Origin of the sequence: Pseudomonas sp. G1002 (assembly GCF_013385455.1) — a bacterium.
Taxonomy (GTDB): domain Bacteria; phylum Pseudomonadota; class Gammaproteobacteria; order Pseudomonadales; family Pseudomonadaceae; genus Aquipseudomonas.
In genome coordinates, this window is sequence record NZ_JACAPY010000001.1 from 1 (window position 1) to 18,169 (window position 18,169).

An 18,169-nucleotide genomic window follows, 5' to 3' on the forward strand; every position below is an offset into this window, starting at 1 on the left:
GGCCAGGGATGGCCCATGACGGCGGCCCACGGTCCAAAGCCGGAGTGAGGGCACTCCGAGCCTAGGCGAGGAGCCGAGTGGTGGGGCAAGAGCGTTTTGCTTACTTTTGCGCTGTTCAAAAGTGAGCCGCTGTAAGAGCGGAACCATAAGCCGCCGTTACCTAAATAACGGATATGTCCCCCATCTAACCCACACCAATCATCCCCCAGCCTTATCGCGCACCATTCACCCCCAACCGTATTTATTGTGACCACAAGCCCCGTGCCTGACACTCAACCCATCCACCCCTAACCACCCCTGGAGTCCCCAATGAGTGAGCCTGTGCAGTTCCAAGACAAGGTCGTGATCGTCACCGGTGCCGGCGGCGGACTAGGCCGCGCCCACGCACTCCTGTTCGCCAGACACGGCGCCAAAGTGCTGGTCAACGATCTTGGCGGCTCAACCCAGGGCGAAGGCGCCAACGCCTCGGCGGCCGACCGCGTCGTAGCCGAAATCCGCGAAGCCGGCGGCATCGCCGAGGCCAACCACGACTCCGTCACCGACGGTGACAAGATCGTCCAGAACGCCCTCGACGCCTTCGGCCGCATCGACGTCGTGGTCAACAACGCCGGGATCCTGCGGGACAAAACCTTCCACAAAATGGAAGACAGCGACTGGGACCTGGTCTACCGCGTACACGTCGAAGGCGCCTACAAAGTCACCCGCGCCGCCTGGCCCCACCTGCGTGAACAAGCCTACGGCCGCGTGATCTTCACCGCCTCGACCTCAGGCATTTACGGCAACTTCGGCCAGTCCAACTACGGCATGGCCAAGCTCGGCCTGTACGGCCTGACCCGCACCCTGGCGCTGGAAGGCCGCAAGAACAACATCCTGGTCAACGCCATCGCCCCCACCGGCGGTACACGCATGACCGAAGGCCTGATCCCGCCGCAAGTCTTCGAACGCCTCAAGCCGGAATTGATCAGCCCGCTGGTGGTGTACCTGGGCAGCGAGGCGTGTCAGGAAACCTCCGGGCTGTTTGAGGTGGGCGGCGGCTGGATCGGCAAGACCCGCTGGGAGCGCAGCCTGGGGGTTGGGTTTGATCCTGAAGCCGGGTTCTCCCCGGATGATGTCGCCGCCCACTGGCAGCAAATCTGTGACTTCGACGGGGCCGCTCACCCCAAGGACAACATCGAGGCCTTGAAGGAGATGATGGCCAACCTGCAGAAGTACAGCCTGTGATCATTACGTGAAAAAGTTTTAATCAAGCGGGGCGCCATGGCGCCCCGCTTTATTTCAGGCATAAAAAAAGCCGCTGCAAAGGCAGCGGCTGAAGTAAGACGTTTGATCAAGGAGCAATAAATCAACGTCAGTGAACACCGGTAACAGATTGAAAATATTGATCAATCCATAAAAAACTGGCTGTTCTTCCAGGTTCTGGAAGCGGGCGGTTTGCCCTGAAAGCCAGGCAAGAATAGGCTTTTGTTACAAAATGAAAAATAGCGATTCGAGACAAGGACTGTTACCAAACCCGCAACAGTGGCAATAACACCTCATCCATCCTCCTGATAATCCTTCATCCATCTCGTCCATGGCCTCTCCAAGACCCCAGCCAGAGCGCCCTCTCATCCTTTCGAGCGACAACACGAATACCTCCTTGGTGCGCTTATCGCTCTTGATCGCGGGCAGTAGGGTGGGGCCTTCTGTCACACCACCGGGGAAGACGCATGACAAAAACAACAATGCGCGCCATCTTCAGGCCACAGGCGCTGGCCGCTGCGGTTGCTTTGGGTTGCTGTGCCCAGGCGCAGGCTGTTTCGTTCAACATCGGCGAGATCGAAGGGCAATTCGATTCCTCGCTGTCGGTCGGTGCCAGCTGGGGCATGCGCGATGCCGACAAGAAGCTGGTGGGCATTCCCAACGGAGGAACGGGCCAGGCTTCCACCGGCGATGATGGTCGCCTGAACTTCAAGAAGGGTGAGACCTTCTCCAAGATCTTCAAGGGCATCCACGACCTGGAACTCAAGTACGGCGACAGCGGCGTGTTCGTGCGCGGCAAGTACTGGTACGACTTCGAACTGCAGGACGAAGACCGCGAATTCAAGCAGATCAGCAATAACCACCGCGACGAAGGCGCGCGCTCTTCCGGCTACGAATTACTCGATGCATTTGTCTATCACAACTATTCCATCGGCGATTTGCCGGGCAACGTGCGCGTCGGTAAACAGGTGGTCAGTTGGGGGGAAAGTACGTTCATCGGCAACTCCATCAACAGCATCAACCCCATCGACGTTTCCGCGTTCCGCCGCCCTGGCGCCGAGATCAAGGAAGGCCTGATTCCGGTCAACATGGTGTTCGCCTCCCAAAGCCTCACCAACCAGTTGAGCGTGGAAGGTTTCTACCAGTTGAACTGGGAAAACACCGTGGTGGACAACTGCGGCACCTTCTTCGGTAACGACGTGGTGGCCCACGGCTGCAACGGCAACTACACCGTCGGCAGCCCGGCGATTGCACCATTGCAACCGGTAGCGGCGGCGTTTGGCCAGGGCTTCCAGGTTACGAAAGAAGGCGTAGTGGTGCAGCGTGCAAAAGACCGCGAGGCGCGCGATGGCGGCCAGTTCGGCATGGCGTTGCGCTGGCTGGGAGATGACACCGAGTACGGCCTGTACTTCATGAACTATCACAGCCGCACGCCCACCGTCGGTACCATCACCGCCAACACCAACCTGGCAACCATTGGCGCTATTGCCAACGCGGCCAACGGGATCGCCCCGGGTACCGGGGCCGGCCTGGCGCAAAGCACGATGCTCGGTCGCGGCCAGTATTACCTCGACTACCCGGAAAACATCCGCCTGTTCGGTGCCAGTTTCTCCACCACCTTGCCCACCGGCACCGCCTGGACCGGCGAAATCAGCTACCGCCCGAATGCTCCCGTACAACTCAACACCACCGACCTGACGCTGGCCCTGGTCAACCCGATTGCCGGCAACGCCGCTTCACCGATCAGCAGTTCCTTCGGTGCCGACAACGCCGGCTACCGCCGCAAGGAAATCACCCAGATCCAGAGCACCATGACCCAATTCTTCGACCAGGTACTGGGCGCCGAACGCCTGACCCTGGTGGGCGAGGCGGCCTTTGTGCACGTCGGCGGGCTGGAGGCGAAATCCAAGCTGCGTTATGGCCGTGACTCGGTCTACGGCCAGTACGGGTTCGGCGGCGACACCGATGGGTTTGTCACGGCCAACTCCTGGGGTTATCGCGCCCGGGCCATCCTCGATTACAACAACGTATTCGCCGGGGTCAACCTCAAGCCCAACGTGTCGTGGTCCCAGGACGTCAGCGGCTACGGCCCCAACGGCCTGTTCAACGAAGGCGCCAAGGCCATCAGCGTCGGCGTGGATGCGGACTACCGCAACACCTACACCGCGAGCCTGAGCTACACCGACTTTTTTGGCGGTGACTACAACACCCTCACCGACCGCGACTTCATCGCCCTCAGCTTTGGCGTGAACTTCTGATTTGGCTTAAGTAAGGACAAGAGACTATGCGCAAAATGATTCTGCAATGCGGGGTGTTGGCCCTGAGCCTGTTGGCCGTCAACGTGATGGCCGCAGTGTCGCCGGAAGAAGCGGCCAAGCTCGGCACTACCCTGACCCCGGTGGGCGCCGAGAAGGCCGGTAACGCCGATGGTTCGATCCCGGCATGGACCGGTGGTATCCCGAAAAACGCCGGGGCGGTGGACAGCAAGGGTTTCCTCGCTGACCCGTTCGCCAATGAAAAGCCGCTGTTCGTGATCACCGCCGCCACGGTCGACAAATACAAGGACAAACTCTCCGAAGGCCAGGTGGCGATGTTCAAGCGCTACCCGCAAACCTACAAGATTCCGGTGTACCCGACCCACCGCACGGTCAACCTGCCGCCGGAGATCTACGAGTCGATCAAGCGCAGCGCGCTCAACGTACACGCGATCAACGACGGCAACGGCCTGGAAAACTTCACTGGCAACCGCTACTACGCTTTCCCGATTCCGAAAAATGGCGTGGAAGTGCTGTGGAACCACATCACCCGTTACCACGGCGGGAACCTGCGCCGCATCATCACCCAGGCCACGCCGCAGACCAACGGCAGCTACACGCCGATCCGTTTCGAGGAAGAAGTGGCCGTGCCGCAACTGATCCCGGACATGGACCCGGTCAAGGGCGCCAACGTACTGACCTTCTTCAAACAATCGGTGACCGCCCCGGCGCGCCTGGCCGGCAACGTACTGTTGGTGCATGAGACGCTCGACCAGGTGAAGGAACCGCGCCTGGCCTGGGTCTACAACGCCGGCCAGCGCCGGGTACGCCGTGCGCCGCAAGTGGCCTACGACGGGCCGGGCACTGCGGCCGACGGCCTGCGCACCTCGGATAACTTCGACATGTTCTCCGGCGCCCCCGACCGCTACGACTGGAAGCTGGTGGGCAAGAAGGAGATGTACATTCCCTACAACAGCTACAAGCTCGATTCGCCGACCCTCAAGTACGACGACATCATCAAGGCCGGCCACATCAACCAGGACCTGACCCGCTACGAGCTGCACCGGGTCTGGGAAGTGATCGGCACGGTCAAGCCGAGCGAGCGCCACATCTACGCCAAGCGCCACATGTACATCGACGAAGACAGCTGGCAGGTGGCGCTGGTGGACCACTACGACGGCCGCGGCCAGCTGTGGCGTGTTGCTGAAGGTCACGCGCAGTTCTACTACGACCATCAGGTGCCGGCCTACACCGTCGAAACCCTGTACGACATCATCGCCGGGCGCTACATCGCCCTGGGCATGAAGAACGAAGAGAAGAGCAGCTTTGTGTTCGGCTTTGCGGCTAAGGCGGCCGACTACACGCCGGCAGCATTGCGCTCGGAAGGCGTGCGCTAAAACCTGATTGAAATGCGATCAAACTGTGGGAGCGGGCTTGCTCGCGAAGGCGGTCTGTCAGTTAAAGCATCAGTGACTGATACACCGCCTTCGCGAGCAAGCCCGCTCCCACATTTACGGTGTTCCACCTTTAGAACGAGTGCCGGGTGGCCTTTTGGCTCCCGGCTTTTTTATGCCCGCCAATCAGCCTGCTGAATACTCCTCAACAACCGCCAGCCACAGGACTAGGGTAGGGCGCACGCCGCCTAATAATAAAAAACAGGGACGCAGTAATGACCGCCATGACCCGTTGTCTGGACCGTCCTGGATTCATGCCACGCTTGTCTCCCCATCATCTGTTGCGCCCGCGCCTGGCCGTGCCGCTGCTCAACGCCACTGCGCGGGTGAAGTTGCTCTGCGCCCCGGCCGGCAGTGGCAAGAGTGCATTGCTCGCCGAGTGCGCGTTGCAGGCGCCTTCGCAGTGCCAGGTGTACTGGTTGCCGCTGAATGGCGTGGCCTCGGATTTGTGTCAGCGCCTGGCGCAAAGCCTTGGCCTCGACTTTGTTGATGAGCCCACCTTGCTGCTGGCCCTGAACCGCTGGCAAGCGCCGGCCTGGTTGTTTCTCGATGACTTCTGCCGCGTGCCGGCGCCTGAACTGGATGGGTTGCTTGACCGCATTCTGGCCGCCAGCAGCCCGGCCTTGACCTGGTGGATCGGCGCGCGGCGGCGGCCGGCCTGCAACTGGCCCCGGCTGTTGCTTGATGATGAACTGTGGGAATGCAGCGCTGCCGAATTGGCGTTTGACCCCAGCGAAATCCAGCACTTGGCCGGGCCCAGCGCCGACAAGGTGTTGCAGTTCAGCGCCGGCTGGTGCGCCGGAGTGCGTATCGGACTGCTTGAAGGCGACGGGCACCCGGACAAAACCTTGCTCGACTACCTGCAACACGAGTTGTTCACGGGCCTGGCGCCGGAATTGGCCGAGGCCTGGCGCGTGCTCGCGCACCTGCCACGCTTCAACCCGAGCTTGTGTGACCACCTGTTCGGCTTTGGTGACGGTGGCGACTACCTGCGAGACTTGCAGACGCTGGGCGCCTTTATCGAGCCCTGGGAAGAGTCCACCGACTGGCTGCAAGTCTTCCCGCCACTGGCCCAACTGATGCGCGCCGAACCCTGGCCAGCCAGGCGCTCCTGGCACCGGCGCGCGTGCCAATGGTTTACCGCCGCCGAGGACTGGCAAGCAGCGTTTGAGCAAGCGTTGCAGGCCGAAGAGTACGAAGTGGCTGTAAGCCTGTTGCAGCATTTCAGTTTTGAAGACCTGTTCCGCCAGCAAAACGCGGTGCTGTTGTTGCGCCTGCATGAGCAGCATGGTGATGAATTGATGCTGGGCTCGGCGCAACTGGTGGGCTTGGTCACGGCGGCGTTGCTGTTTGCCGGGCGTTTCGACCAGGCGGCGTTGTGCATTGACCAACTGGCGCGTTTTACTCCGCAACCGACCGCGCACCTGCAGCGTTATCTGCTGGCCCGCTGGCAGGCGCAATGGGGCTGGCTGTTGCATCTGGGCGGCGAAGCCGCACGGGCCCGGGAGCATTTTCTCGAAGCCCTGCAAGACTTGCCCGAGAGCGCCTGGACGTCGCGCCTGATGTGCCTGTCGGGCCTGACCCAGCAAGCCTTGCTGCGTGGCGAGCTGGACGTGGCCCAGGCGCTGAACCGCGAGGCGTTGTGCCTGGCGCGCTCCCACGGCTCACTGCTGTTGGAGGCATTGTTGGAGCTCGATCATGCGCAGTTGCTGGAGCAGCGCGGCGCGCCGTATCGGGCCCAAAGCCTGCTGGAGAATGTGCAGCGCATGCTGGTGCAACAGCGGCTTAAAGCCGGGCCGTTGATGGGACGGATTTGCTTGCGACGTGGGCACCTGGCGCTGCGCCAGGGCCACGACGGCGTGGCCGCCGAATGCTTCGAATCCGGCCTGGGCATGTGCCTGCACAGCCAGGACAAACGCGTGCTCTACGGCTACCTGGGACTGGCGCTATTGGCCGCCAACAAGGGCGATTACGCCCAGGCGTTTATCCAGTTGCGCGACGCTGAACGCCTGATGCAGCAACGCCAGGTGCCCGACACCGTCTATCGCGCCGTATTGCTGTTGCTCAGCGGGCATTTCTGGCTGCAACAGGGTCGCGCCGAACTGACCCTGGAGGCGGTGACCCGGGTGCTGCGGCACTACCGTGGCCCCAAGGCGAAACAAGCACCGCCGGCCACCCTGGAGTTGATTCCCAGGCTTGAATATTTGCAGGTGCTGGCCGAAGTGAAATTGCATCGCGCCGAAGAGCCTGTCGCCCGCCTGAGTGCGTTACTGGAGGCCGCCCGTCAGCGGGGCATGCTGTGCCTGGAAGCGGAGTTGCACTTGGTGCTGGGGGAAGTGGCCTGGCAAGTCGGCGATCGCCCGTTGGCCGTGCGCTCGCTGGAAGCCGGATTGGAACTGGCGGGGCGTTGCCAGGTACAGCAGGCGATTCGCGAGCTGCGCCTCAGGCAACCGGGGTTGTTGAGTGCATTGGGGCTGGAACCGCAGGAATGCCCGGCGGCGGCGGGGGAGAATCCTCTGAGCCAGCGCGAGCTTGAGGTGCTGCAACTGATTGCCCAGGGCAATTCCAATCTGGAAATTGCCAGCCAATTGTTTATCTCGCTGCACACGGTAAAAACCCATGCGCGGAGGATTCACAGCAAGTTGGGGGTGGAGCGGCGTACCCAGGCAGTGGCCAAGGCCAAGACGCTGGGCTTGATGGCTTGAAGCCATGCACTATTCGTCAAACAATGACGATCAAATGTGGGAGCGGGCTTGCTCGCGAATGCGGTGTATCAGTCACTGATGCTTTAACTGACAGACTGCATTCGCGAGCAAGCCCGCTCCCACATTTTGTTCTGTTGGGTGCCTGATACTGAGCGTTACGGCTGATAACCCATGCGCCAACTCACCGCCTGGGTCGCCGCCAGCAAACGCTTCGCCGCCGGGCCGTCTTCATCGGCATGGAACAGCGACGTCGGCCCCACCACGGTCAACACCGCCGCCACTTGCCCGACCGCGTTGAACACCGGCGCCGACAACGCGTCCACACCCGGCATCAGCAAACCATGCACAAAGTGCAAGCCGCGCTGGCGGATCTGCTCACAGGTGGTCGCGTATTCCTGGTCATCCGCCAACGCATGGGCAACGCCCGCCTGAATCTCCCGCTCGCGCAACTCCACGGTTTCCCGCGACGGCAGGAACGCACTGAACACCAGCCCGGTGGACGAACTGAGCAACGGCAACACCGAGCCCAATTGCGTGACCACCGTCACCGCGCGCACCGCCGGCTCGATATGCACCACCGTCGCGCCCTGGTTACCCCAGACGGCCAGGAAGCAGGTTTCATTCAACTCATCCCGCAGTTCCGCCAGGGGCAGGGCGGCGACTTTCAGCACGTCCATGCTGCCCAGCGCGGCCAGCCCCACGCGCAAGGCTTCGCGGCCCAGGCCGTAATGGTTGGTGGCGGTGTTCTGTTCGGCAAAACCCGAGGCAATCAGCGCCTGCAAATAGCGGTGGACCTTGCTCGCCGGCATTTGCACGTGCTCGGCCAGGCGCGACAACGAGGTGGCCGGCGACAGTTCAGCCAGGGCCTTGAGGATGTCGGTGCCCACTTCAGCCGAGCGGACTTTCTGTTTACCGGTGTCGCGGGGGGCGGGCGGCTTTTCCATGGAAGGCATGAATCCGAAAGACGAATGGGCGTCTTTATAGCTTGACGGTCAACAGGTATCAAATTACGTTATGCGTAACTGGATTACGATAAAAACAACTTCCGCTCAGAGGACGATCCATGACCCTCGAATACCAATCGGGTTTTGGCAATGAATTTGCCACTGAAGCCTTGCCCGGTGCATTGCCCGTCGGCCAGAACGCCCCGCAGAAAGCGCCCTACGGGCTGTACACCGAACTCTTCTCCGGCACCGCCTTCACCATGGTCCGCAGCGAAGCCCGGCGCACCTGGTTGTACCGCATCCAGCCGTCGGCCAATCACCCGGCGTTCGTCAAGCTGGAACGGCAATTGGCCGGTGGACCGCTGGGCGCTGTGACGCCCAACCGCCTGCGCTGGAACCCGCTGGATATTCCGGGTGAGCCGACAGATTTCATCGATGGCCTTGTAGGCATGGTCGCCAATTCCGGATCGGAAAAACCCTCGGGCATCAGCATCTACAACTACCGCGCCAACCGTTCGATGGACCGCGTGTTCTTCAACGCGGACGGCGAACTGTTGGTCGTTCCCGAGCAGGGCCGCCTGCGCATTGCGACCGAACTGGGTGTGCTGGAAGTCGAGCCACTGGAAATCGTCGTGCTGCCCCGGGGCCTGAAATTCCGCGTCGAACTGCTGGATGCCCAGGCCCGCGGTTACGTCGCCGAGAACCATGGCGCGCCACTGCGCCTGCCGGACCTCGGCCCTATCGGCAGCAACGGCCTGGCCAACCCACGGGATTTCCTCACACCCGTCGCCCATTACGAAGACCTCAAGCAACCGACCACGCTGGTGCAGAAATTCCTCGGTGAACTGTGGGGCTGCCAGCTCGACCATTCGCCGCTGAACGTGGTGGCGTGGCACGGCAACAACGTGCCGTACAAATACGACCTGCGTCGTTTCAACACCATCGGTACCGTGAGCTTCGATCACCCGGACCCGTCGATCTTCACCGTATTGACCTCGCCCACCAGCGTGCACGGCCTGGCCAACCTCGACTTCGTGATCTTCCCGCCCCGCTGGATGGTCGCCGAAAACACCTTCCGGCCACCGTGGTTCCACCGCAACCTGATGAACGAATACATGGGCCTGATCCAGGGTGCCTACGACGCCAAGGCCGAAGGCTTCGTGCCCGGCGGCGCGTCGTTGCACAGCTGCATGAGCGCCCACGGCCCGGATGGCGAGACCTGCACCAAAGCCATCAACGCGACGCTTGAGCCCCACAAGATTGATAACACCATGGCGTTCATGTTCGAGACCAGCCAGGTGCTGCGTCCCACCCAGTTCGCCCTTGAATGCTCGCAGCTGCAACCTTCCTACGACGCTTGCTGGGCCTCACTGCCCGCAACCTTCAACCCGAATCGGAGATAACCCATGACGCAGCCTAATCTCACCCGCAGTTGGGTGGTTTCCGCCAACGGTCACCGGGATTTCCCGCTGCAAAACCTGCCGTTGGGGGTGTTCAGCCTTAATGGCTCGGCACCGCGCAGTGGCGTGGCGATTGGCGAGCAGATTCTTGATCTGCACGCCGCGTTGGAATGCTTTGAAGGCGAAGCCCGCCGGGCCGTTGAAGCCACCGCTGGCGGCCAACTGAACGCATTTTTCGAACTCGGCCGTGGCCCGCGCGTGGCCCTGCGCGAACGCCTGCTGGAACTGTTGGCCGAAGGCAGCGAACAGCAAGGCAAACTGCAAGCTGCGCTGCGCCCGGCTGCCGATTGCCAGATGCACCTGCCGGCCAAGATCAACGACTACACCGACTTCTACGTGGGCATCGAGCACGCGCAAAACGTCGGCAAGCTGTTCCGCCCGGACAACCCGCTGCTGCCCAACTACAAGTATGTGCCGATCGGCTACCACGGCCGCGCGTCGACGATTCGCCCGTCGGGCACCGAGGTCCGCCGCCCGAAAGGCCAGACCCTGCCAGCCGGCCAGACCGAGCCGACCTTCGGCCCCTGCGCACGCCTGGACTACGAGCTGGAGCTGGGCATCTGGATCGGCAAGGGCAATGCCATGGGCGACTCGATTGCCATCGGCGACGCGGCTGATCACATCGCCGGTTTCTGCCTGCTCAACGACTGGTCGGCGCGGGATATCCAGGCCTGGGAATACCAGCCGCTGGGCCCGTTCCTGTCGAAGAGTTTCATCACCAGCATTTCGCCATGGGTGGTGACGGCTGAAGCCCTGGAACCGTTCCGCAAGGCACAACCGGTGCGCCCTGAAGGCGACCCACAACCGCTGCCATACCTGCTGGACAAGCGCGACCAGGCTGCCGGTGGTTTTGATATCGAACTGGAAGTGCTGCTGACCACCGCCTCGATGCGTGAGCAGAACCTGCCGGCCCATCGCTTGACCCTGAGCAATACCCAACACATGTACTGGACCGTCGCGCAGATGGTTGCGCACCACAGCGTCAACGGCTGCCAGTTGCAGGCGGGTGACCTGTTCGGTTCGGGCACCTTGTCGGGGCCTGAAGCCGGACAATTCGGCAGCCTGCTGGAAATCACCGAGGGCGGTAAAAAGCCGATCGAACTGGCCTCCGGCGAGGTGCGGAAATTCCTTGAAGATGGCGACGAAATCATCCTGCGTGCCCGCTGCACCCGCGACGGGTTTGCCTCCATCGGCTTCGGCGAATGCCGGGGTACCGTGGTCGCGGCGCGCTGAGAGGGCAGGGCCATGGAACTCTATACCTACTACCGCTCCACTTCGTCGTACCGGGTGCGGATCGCGCTGGCCCTCAAGGGCCTGGACTTCACGGCGGTGCCGGTCAACCTGCTGGTGCCCAAGGGCGGCGCCAACCATCAGCCGGAGTACCTGGCGATCAACCCGCAAGGTCGCGTGCCGGCCTTGCGCACCGATGAGGGTGATGTGTTGATTCAGTCGCCGGCAATCATCGAGTACCTGGAGGAACGTTATCCACAGGTGCCGTTGCTCTCCACGGATCTGGCAACCCGCGCCCATGAGCGCGCGGTGGCGTCGATCATCGGTTGCGACATTCATCCGCTGCACAACTCCAGTACCCAGAATCTGCTCAAGCAATGGGGGCACGATGAAGCGCAGGTGCTGGAGTGGATCGGGCACTGGATCAGCCAGGGCCTGGCGGCGGTTGAGCAGTTGATTGGTGATCAGGGTTATTGCTTTGGCGAGCAGCCGGGGATGGCGGATACGTTCCTGATTCCACAGTTGTATGCGGCCGAGCGGTTCAAGGTGTCGCTGGCGGCATACCCGCGCATTCAGCGGGTGGCGGGGTTGGCGGCGCAGCATCCGGCGTTCATGGCGGCTCATCCCGCCAACCAACCGGATACCCCATAAATCTCCAGGCTCACACCGGCCAAATGTGGGAGCGGGCTTGCTCGCGAATACGATGTATCAGTCAGCAGATGTATTGACTGGCATACCGCTTTCGCGAGCAAGCCCGCTCCCACATGTGATCTTCAGCGTGTCCAAAATATATAAAAACAATACAGGTCCCTTGCGATGCACAATCAGATTGCCAGCTTTCGTGCGGCACTCGACGCCCGTCCGGTGTCGCGCTATCAGTGGTTGATTCTCCTGTTGCTGGCACTGTTGCTGGTCACCGACGGCTACGACGCCCAGGTCCTGGGCTACGTAGTACCGGCGCTGGCCAAGGACTGGGGCCTGGAAAAAGCCGCGTTCGGCCCGGTGTTCAGCGCCAACCTGCTGGGGCTGACGCTGGGCTCCCTGGCCGTCACGCCGCTGGCGGATCGCTTCGGGGTGCGGCGCATCCTGCTGTGCTGTGTGTTGATCTACGCCAGCCTCACGGTGCTGATGGTGTTCGCCAACTCTCTCAATACCTTGATGGCCGCCCGCTTTATCTGCGGCATCGGCATGGGCGGTGCAATGCCCAGCGCCATGGCCCTCATGTCGGAATACTCACCACCCCGCCTGCGAACATTGATGGTGACGCTCGCCGCCTGTGGCTTTTCTTTCGGCGGTGCGGCCGGTGGTTTTGTCGCGGCCGGGTTTATCGACAGTTTCGGCTGGCAGGCGGTGTTCCTCGCCGGTGGTGTGACGCCCTTGCTGTTGTTTCCGTTTCTTGCCTGGATGTTGCCCGAATCCCTGCCACGCCTGCTGCGTGATGCACCGCCGTATGCGCGCCTGCAAAAAGTCACCGCGCGAATGCTGCCAGGCTGGCAACCGCCGCCAGCGAGCGAGGCTGAAAACCGCCAGGAGCAAGGCAGCAAACTGACGGTGGTGGAGCTGTTCCGCCATGGCTACGCGCGCCCGACATTACTGCTGTGGGCGACGTTTTTTGTCAGCCTGATCCTGCTGTATTTCATGATCAGCTGGCTGCCTTCGCTGTTGCTGGAAAGCGGCCTGGGCCTGAATGAGGCCAACCTGGTGACCTCGATGTTCCTGTTCGCCGGGACCTTGGGCGCCATCGGCATGGCCTGGTTTGCCGACCGGCTCAAAAGCAAAGTGCGCCTACTGTCCGGCGTGCTGGCAGCGGCTGCGGTGTGCACCATCCTGCTGGGGCTGAATCACGACAATCCGCGCTATCTGGTGGCCTGCGTGTTTGCGGCGGGCTTCTGCATCATCGGCGGTCAACTGACCCTGAACGCGTTCGCCAGTAACTTCTACCCGGCTCACGTGCGGGCCACCGGTACAGGCTGGGCACTGGGTGTCGGGCGGTTCGGGTCGATCCTGGGGCCGCTGTTCGGCAGCCTGCTGCTGGCGATGCACATACCGGTGCAGCAGATTTTCTTCTTCTGCGCGATTCCGGCGGTGATAGCGGCGTTGTTGATTATCCAGGTGCGCTCGCCAGTCAATGCACCACAGAGTTCGGCGGCAAATGGCCCAGCCGTTCGGTCAGGCGTAGACGCTGGATCGGGTCTTCGCTGAGCATCAACGCGTGTTCCAGGTCAAAACGCTCGGCGTTCGGGCAATCCAGGCGCTGATACAAACTGGCCCGGGCCAGGTAATCGGCGGCGCTGGCATTGCCCAGCTCCAGCACGCGTTCGGCATCCACCAGAGCGGCCAGGTGGTCGTCGTTGGAGAGGTGCAACTGCCGCAGATTACGCGACAGCCGTTGCAGGATCGATCGCGGCTCGGCGGTGTGCAGGTGGTCGGCCTGCAACTTGAGATTGGGCCCGTACTGGCGGGTCAGCAGGTCGCGGCAATCGTTGGGGTACAGGCGTCGGCCGCCGCAGGGGTCGAGCAGGTGATCGGCGCCCGGCACCCGCAACAGGAAGTGCCCCGGGAAGTTGACGCCCACCAGCGGAATGTCCAGGCGCCGCGCCAGCTCCAGGGCAATCAGCCCGAGAGCCAGCGGCTGCCCGCGTTTACGCTTCAACACCTTGTCCAGCAGCGCGGCGGCGGGGCGCAGCGGGGTGTGGTCATCCTGGGCGAACCCCAGGTCGTTCATGCGCCGCAGCAACGGTTGTCCGAGTTCATCCGCCGGCAGCATCGGCATGCTGAGGCTGACCAATTGCTGCAATACCTTGAAGTCCTGCAGGATGGCCAAGGGGTCCACCGCCGGGTCGTGCTCGGCCGCCATCCACAGCGCGGCTTCAAACAGCGCGGGCGGTGACCGTTCCAGGCAGGCAAAAAAGGCGTCGCGGGGCTTCATTGGGTTCTCCGGCGGATGTCTCGTTTTAGCCTTGCTGTGAACTTTCGTCCAGTGCCTTAAGACAGGTCCTGCCTGTTTATGTCGCAAACCCTTTAAAACCGGTGGTCTTATTCCTGCGCGCTTCAGCAGGGTTTCGCTGGCAGTCCTATACTTGGCGCCTACCAGAAGTGATTCGGGAGCTTGACGATGTTTGCGCTCATGCACAGCACCCGCCTTGAATCGCTGCACCTGAGCGTTGACCCGGCCACCGGGTTGAAGGCGGTCATTGCCATCCACAACAGCCGCCTGGGTCCCGCCCTTGGAGGCTGCCGCTACCTCTCTTACCCCGACGATGAAAGTGCCGTGGCGGATGCCGCGCGCCTGGCCCAGGGCATGAGCTACAAGGCCGCGCTGGCCGGTTTGCCGGTGGGTGGCGGCAACGCGGTGATCATCCGCCCCGCCCATGTGGAAAGCCGCGCGGCATTGTTTGAAGCCTTCGGCCGCTGCATCGAGCAGTTGGATGGCCGCTACGTCACCGCCATCGACAGCGGCACCTCGGTGGCCGACATGGATTGCATCGCCCAGCAGACCCGCTATGTCACCAGCACCACGGCGGCCGGCGATCCCTCGCCCCACGCGGCGATGGGCGTGTTCGCCGGCATCCGCACCACCGCGATGGCTCGCCTGGGCAGCGATAATCTGGAAGGTCTGCGCGTGGCGATCCAGGGCCTGGGCAACGTCGGTTATGCCCTGGCCGAGCAACTGCACGCCGCCGGGGCTGAATTGCTGGTGAGCGACATCGACCACGGCAAGGTGCAACTGGCGATGGAACAACTGGGTGCGCACCCGATTGCCAACGAAGCCTTGCTCAGCACTCCGTGCGATATCCTTGCGCCCTGCGGTGTGGGCGCGGTGTTCAACCGCTACACGGTCGCGCAGTTGCGATGCGCAGCGGTGGCCGGCTCCGCCAGTGCGCAACTGACAAACCTGCAAGTGGCCGATCAGTTGGAAGGGCGTGGGATTCTTTACGCGCCGGACTACGTGATCAACTCCGGTGGGCTGATCTACGTGGCCCTCAAGCACGGCGGCGCGGAGCTGGAAACCATCACCGCGCACTTGTCGAACATCGGCACACGCCTGACCGAGATCTTCGCCCATGCCCAGGCTGAAAAACGCTCACCCGCGCGGGTAGCGGATGAGCTGGCGGAGCGCTTGCTGTACCGCTGAGGCGGGTCAAAGCTGATATTTCTCCCGGGCCAGTTGGCCCACGCCCATACGATCAAGGATGTGCATCGGGCACAGAATCGTGACCCGCACGGTTCCCGGCAGGCGGCTGATTTCAATCGAGCCGTTGATGGTCGCGCGGTTGCGCACTTCGTCGAGCGGCAGCCCGGTCACGGCGGCTGCGCGTTCCAGTCCGTTGTCTGTCGCGACGTTGAGATTGGTCCCACTGCCGATGAAGGTGATGGGCGCGTTCTCCTCGATCTCCACCTGGCCCCAGCGCTCCCCCAGTGCCTTCACCCGCAGGCGTTGCTCCGCGGTCATCGGGCGCGCCATGGGCGGCAGGTCATCGAGGTTTTGCAGCAGGATCGGCCCGTCCAGGCTCAGGCCCTTGATCACCTGCACCGTCAGTTCGGTTTCCCCCGACACATCGGTGGCATGCCCGGCAATTTCGCCATTGCCCTGTTGAGCATGCATATCGCCCATGTACACCCCGGCGCCGGGGACCTTCACCGGGCAGATCAGGATGCAGCCTTCGCGCACGGAATTGGTGTCCATGTGGCCATCGGTTTTCGCGGCGTGCAGTTCATCGTGGGTCATGCTGTAGCGATGGGGCGCGCCCACCAGGTACTGGCCGAAGTCGCCGCAGTTGTGGGAATCCGGCAGATCCCGTGAAGGCGTGGTGCCGATGTTGCCCAGGAATGGGCGCATATGCGCGGCCAGGCCCGGGATATCGGCGCGGGCCAGGGACAGGATCGAGTGCTGGGCAGACAGTTCGGGCAGCGCCGACAGGTCCGATGCCTTGCCGGCCAGGCGATCCGCCACGGCCTGGTTGACCGTCAGGCTCACCTGATGCTCGGCATCCAGAACGATCACGTAACCATTGCTGAAACGAAACGCACTGACCTCGGCGCCACAGGCATCGCAACGAATGGCGTCATCGCCAATGCCTTCGACGTGGCTGGCGGGATGCTCTTGCCCGCAGTTGGAGCAGAACTTCGCGACGAACGGGTCGCCGTGGTAACGCCCTTCGACAAAACTCATGACCCCCGAGGACGTGGCCAGGGAGGTGACGCGCATGCGCTTGATCTTCAGCGCCACCGCGTCGCCGATGTCGGCGCCGGCGATGAACACGGGCTGGGTCACTTCATGGCCACCCTCAAAGGCCGGCGTGATCATCGGGCCCCAGCAACCGGGCGGGGTGCCGGTGATCAAGGTGCCACCGTCGGCCAGCGGGCCGAGCATTTTCTGACTGGGGCCGAGCAGCCCATTGGTGTAGGAGGTGACGGTGAGACGGTCGACAGAAGGGAGGTTATTCATTTTATTTTCCGGGCCCTGGGTGATTGAATGTTGAACAGGCTTCATCACTTAAGCGCCGATGTGTATCTGTCGTGTGTCGCGCTGCCGCGATTGCCGGTACGTGTGTATCTCAGGGGCATCCATACACACTCTGATACACCCGCAGTGGCGGATACGTGCAAATACAGATATCTCTGTTATCGGCTTATTTTTTCAAACCCATCAGAACGAGGTTGGCATGTCCAAACAAACAGCAGGGCGCTCCAGCGGGCGCATGATCACCTTCAAACGCCCGGATGGCGCTGACGTCAACGGCTACCTGGCCAGCCCGGCCGTACTCGAAGGCGCGCCGGCGATCGTGGTGATCCAGGAATGGTGGGGCGTAAACGATCAGATCAAGGGCGTGGCCAATCGACTGGCCGAATGCGGTTACCGCGTGTTGGTGCCGGACCTTTATCGCGGCGCGTCGACCGTGGAAGAGGAAGAGGCTCACCACCTGATGGATGGGCTGGATTTTGGTGACGCGGTTTCCCAGGACATCAAGGGTGCTGTGCATTACTTGCAGGCGGATTCGAAAAAAGTTGGTGTGACCGGTTACTGCATGGGCGGGGCGTTGACGTTGCTGGCGTTGAACGCGATTCCGGAAGTGGCTGCGGGCGTGGTGTGGTACGGCTTCCCGCCGCTGGAGTATCTGGATGCTTCGAAGATCAAGGCGCCGCTGATCGGGCATTGGGGCACGCAGGATGCCTTCTTCAATATCGACACCGTGGCGGAGCTGGAGGCAAAGCTGCATGCTGCGGGTGTGGACGCGACTTTCCATCGCTACCTGGCGCGCCATGCGTTTGCCAACGAGACGGCGATTGGTGATGGTCGGATTGCAGACACGCAATACGATGCCGCCTGGTCGCAACTGGCGTGGGACCGCACGTTGACGTTCTTCGGCAAGACCTTGTGGCAGGCATGACACATGTGAAAGGCATCAACGCATAACCTGTGGCGAGGGAGCTTGTTGTGGTGAGGGAGCTTGCTCCCGCTGGGCTGCGCAGCAGACCCAAAAGCTTGGGAGCGCTGCGCACTCCAGCGGGAGCAAGCTCCCTCGCCACAGCAAGCGCCCTCTGCCACAGCAAGCTCCCTTGCTCAAAGCAAGCCCTCTCCGCCACAGCAAGCCCTTTCGCCACTACTGGCAATGCATCACTCAGCCGCTGGCTGCCCAATCTCCGCCAATGCACTCGCATTGTTCTTGAACGCCGCCGCAAACGCCGCGCGGTTCTTGGCCATGAAAATACCGGCATCTTCAGCCTGCTTCTCGCTCAAGCCTTCGACGTTTTTCAACAGCACTTCCATCAGGGACTCTGCCAGTTCAAGCATCTGGTCGTGTGCGTCGGCAAGTTTGCGATCCACGAATGTAGTCTCCAGGTCACGGGTACTGCGATACAGGGTTTCAACAGCCATTT

Annotated in this window: 14 protein-coding genes; 10 read left to right on the forward strand and 4 right to left on the reverse strand. The window is 62.1% G+C overall.

Annotation, left to right across the window (positions count from 1 at the left end; translation table 11 throughout):
- Positions 1-309: 309 nt before the first annotated feature.
- The 4 genes from HX801_RS00005 to HX801_RS00020 all read left to right on the forward strand — a co-directional run bounded on the left by HX801_RS00005 (position 310) and on the right by HX801_RS00020 (position 7,653).
- Positions 310-1,221: an SDR family oxidoreductase gene (locus tag HX801_RS00005; RefSeq protein WP_008438591.1), complete on the forward strand. Its 912-nt coding sequence runs from the start codon at positions 310-312 to the stop codon at positions 1,219-1,221.
- A gap of 485 nt (positions 1,222-1,706) precedes the next feature.
- Entirely contained in the window at positions 1,707-3,497 is a 1,791-nt protein-coding gene (locus tag HX801_RS00010; protein ID WP_023659149.1) for a DUF1302 domain-containing protein, read from the forward strand.
- Positions 3,498-3,523: 26 nt separating this feature from the next.
- Complete coding sequence (locus HX801_RS00015) at positions 3,524-4,891, forward strand: DUF1329 domain-containing protein (protein WP_177021365.1); 1,368 nt, start codon at positions 3,524-3,526, stop codon at positions 4,889-4,891.
- Between the two features lie 272 nt (positions 4,892-5,163).
- Positions 5,164-7,653, forward strand: a complete 2,490-nt coding sequence (locus tag HX801_RS00020; RefSeq protein ID WP_087695185.1) for a LuxR C-terminal-related transcriptional regulator — start codon at positions 5,164-5,166, stop codon at positions 7,651-7,653.
- Between the two features lie 155 nt (positions 7,654-7,808).
- Here HX801_RS00020 and HX801_RS00025 read toward each other — a convergent pair whose 3' ends face one another.
- A complete protein-coding gene (locus HX801_RS00025) occupies positions 7,809-8,597 on the reverse strand; it encodes an IclR family transcriptional regulator (protein WP_008438587.1) in 789 nt (262 codons plus the stop codon).
- A gap of 119 nt (positions 8,598-8,716) precedes the next feature.
- Between HX801_RS00025 and hmgA the strand changes: the two genes are divergently transcribed.
- The 4 genes from hmgA (at position 8,717) to HX801_RS00045 (ending at position 13,489) form a co-directional block, all read left to right on the forward strand.
- The gene (gene hmgA / locus HX801_RS00030; RefSeq protein ID WP_177021366.1) at positions 8,717-10,000 is read left to right on the forward strand and encodes a homogentisate 1,2-dioxygenase; all 1,284 of its coding nucleotides are present in this window, start codon (positions 8,717-8,719) and stop codon (positions 9,998-10,000) included.
- Between the two features lie 3 nt (positions 10,001-10,003).
- Positions 10,004-11,290 (forward strand): fumarylacetoacetase, encoded by a 1,287-nt coding sequence (gene fahA, locus HX801_RS00035; protein WP_177021367.1) that lies wholly within the window; start codon positions 10,004-10,006, stop codon positions 11,288-11,290.
- 12 nt (positions 11,291-11,302) lie between these two features.
- Positions 11,303-11,938 (forward strand): maleylacetoacetate isomerase, encoded by a 636-nt coding sequence (gene maiA, locus HX801_RS00040; RefSeq protein ID WP_008438576.1) that lies wholly within the window; start codon positions 11,303-11,305, stop codon positions 11,936-11,938.
- Between the two features lie 165 nt (positions 11,939-12,103).
- Entirely contained in the window at positions 12,104-13,489 is a 1,386-nt protein-coding gene (locus tag HX801_RS00045) for an aromatic acid/H+ symport family MFS transporter (RefSeq protein WP_177008194.1), read from the forward strand.
- Here the strand turns inward: HX801_RS00045 and HX801_RS00050 are convergent.
- Positions 13,413-14,216: a SirB1 family protein gene (locus HX801_RS00050; RefSeq protein ID WP_003212796.1), complete on the reverse strand. Its 804-nt coding sequence runs from the start codon at positions 14,214-14,216 to the stop codon at positions 13,413-13,415. The genes HX801_RS00045 and HX801_RS00050 overlap by 77 nt on opposite strands.
- Before the next feature lie 186 nt (positions 14,217-14,402).
- Between HX801_RS00050 and HX801_RS00055 the strand changes: the two genes are divergently transcribed.
- Positions 14,403-15,422: a Glu/Leu/Phe/Val dehydrogenase gene (locus HX801_RS00055; protein ID WP_177021368.1), complete on the forward strand. Its 1,020-nt coding sequence runs from the start codon at positions 14,403-14,405 to the stop codon at positions 15,420-15,422.
- Positions 15,423-15,428: 6 nt separating this feature from the next.
- On the opposite strand, the gene HX801_RS00060 is transcribed toward HX801_RS00055, so the two are convergent.
- Positions 15,429-16,736 carry an acetamidase/formamidase family protein gene (locus HX801_RS00060; RefSeq protein WP_087695181.1) on the reverse strand — a complete coding sequence of 436 codons (1,308 nt, stop codon included), beginning with the start codon at positions 16,734-16,736 and terminating at the stop codon, positions 15,429-15,431.
- Positions 16,737-16,953: 217 nt separating this feature from the next.
- On the opposite strand from HX801_RS00060, the gene HX801_RS00065 reads away from it, so the two are divergent.
- Complete coding sequence (locus HX801_RS00065) at positions 16,954-17,679, forward strand: dienelactone hydrolase family protein (RefSeq protein ID WP_177021369.1); 726 nt, start codon at positions 16,954-16,956, stop codon at positions 17,677-17,679.
- A 227-nt stretch (positions 17,680-17,906) separates the two neighbouring features.
- On the opposite strand, the gene HX801_RS00070 is transcribed toward HX801_RS00065, so the two are convergent.
- The gene (locus tag HX801_RS00070) at positions 17,907-18,167 is read right to left on the reverse strand and encodes a YebG family protein (RefSeq protein WP_003212789.1); all 261 of its coding nucleotides are present in this window, start codon (positions 18,165-18,167) and stop codon (positions 17,907-17,909) included.
- Between the last annotated feature and the right edge of the window lie 2 nt (positions 18,168-18,169).

Excerpts from the sequence above, each read along its gene's own strand:
- HX801_RS00005 (WP_008438591.1), top strand. The coding sequence starts at position 310 with ATGAGTGAGCCTGTGCAGTTCCAAGACAAGGTCGTGATCGTCACCGGT.
- HX801_RS00010 (WP_023659149.1), top strand. The coding sequence starts at position 1,707 with ATGACAAAAACAACAATGCGCGCCATCTTCAGGCCACAGGCGCTGGCC.
- HX801_RS00015 (WP_177021365.1), top strand. The coding sequence starts at position 3,524 with ATGCGCAAAATGATTCTGCAATGCGGGGTGTTGGCCCTGAGCCTGTTG.
- HX801_RS00020 (WP_087695185.1), top strand. The coding sequence starts at position 5,164 with ATGACCGCCATGACCCGTTGTCTGGACCGTCCTGGATTCATGCCACGC.
- HX801_RS00025 (WP_008438587.1), bottom strand. The coding sequence starts at position 8,597 with ATGGAAAAGCCGCCCGCCCCCCGCGACACCGGTAAACAGAAAGTCCGC.
- hmgA (WP_177021366.1), top strand. The coding sequence starts at position 8,717 with ATGACCCTCGAATACCAATCGGGTTTTGGCAATGAATTTGCCACTGAA.
- fahA (WP_177021367.1), top strand. The coding sequence starts at position 10,004 with ATGACGCAGCCTAATCTCACCCGCAGTTGGGTGGTTTCCGCCAACGGT.
- maiA (WP_008438576.1), top strand. The coding sequence starts at position 11,303 with ATGGAACTCTATACCTACTACCGCTCCACTTCGTCGTACCGGGTGCGG.
- HX801_RS00045 (WP_177008194.1), top strand. The coding sequence starts at position 12,104 with ATGCACAATCAGATTGCCAGCTTTCGTGCGGCACTCGACGCCCGTCCG.
- HX801_RS00050 (WP_003212796.1), bottom strand. The coding sequence starts at position 14,216 with ATGAAGCCCCGCGACGCCTTTTTTGCCTGCCTGGAACGGTCACCGCCC.
- HX801_RS00055 (WP_177021368.1), top strand. The coding sequence starts at position 14,403 with ATGTTTGCGCTCATGCACAGCACCCGCCTTGAATCGCTGCACCTGAGC.
- HX801_RS00060 (WP_087695181.1), bottom strand. The coding sequence starts at position 16,736 with ATGAATAACCTCCCTTCTGTCGACCGTCTCACCGTCACCTCCTACACC.
- HX801_RS00065 (WP_177021369.1), top strand. The coding sequence starts at position 16,954 with ATGTCCAAACAAACAGCAGGGCGCTCCAGCGGGCGCATGATCACCTTC.
- HX801_RS00070 (WP_003212789.1), bottom strand. The coding sequence starts at position 18,167 with ATGGCTGTTGAAACCCTGTATCGCAGTACCCGTGACCTGGAGACTACA.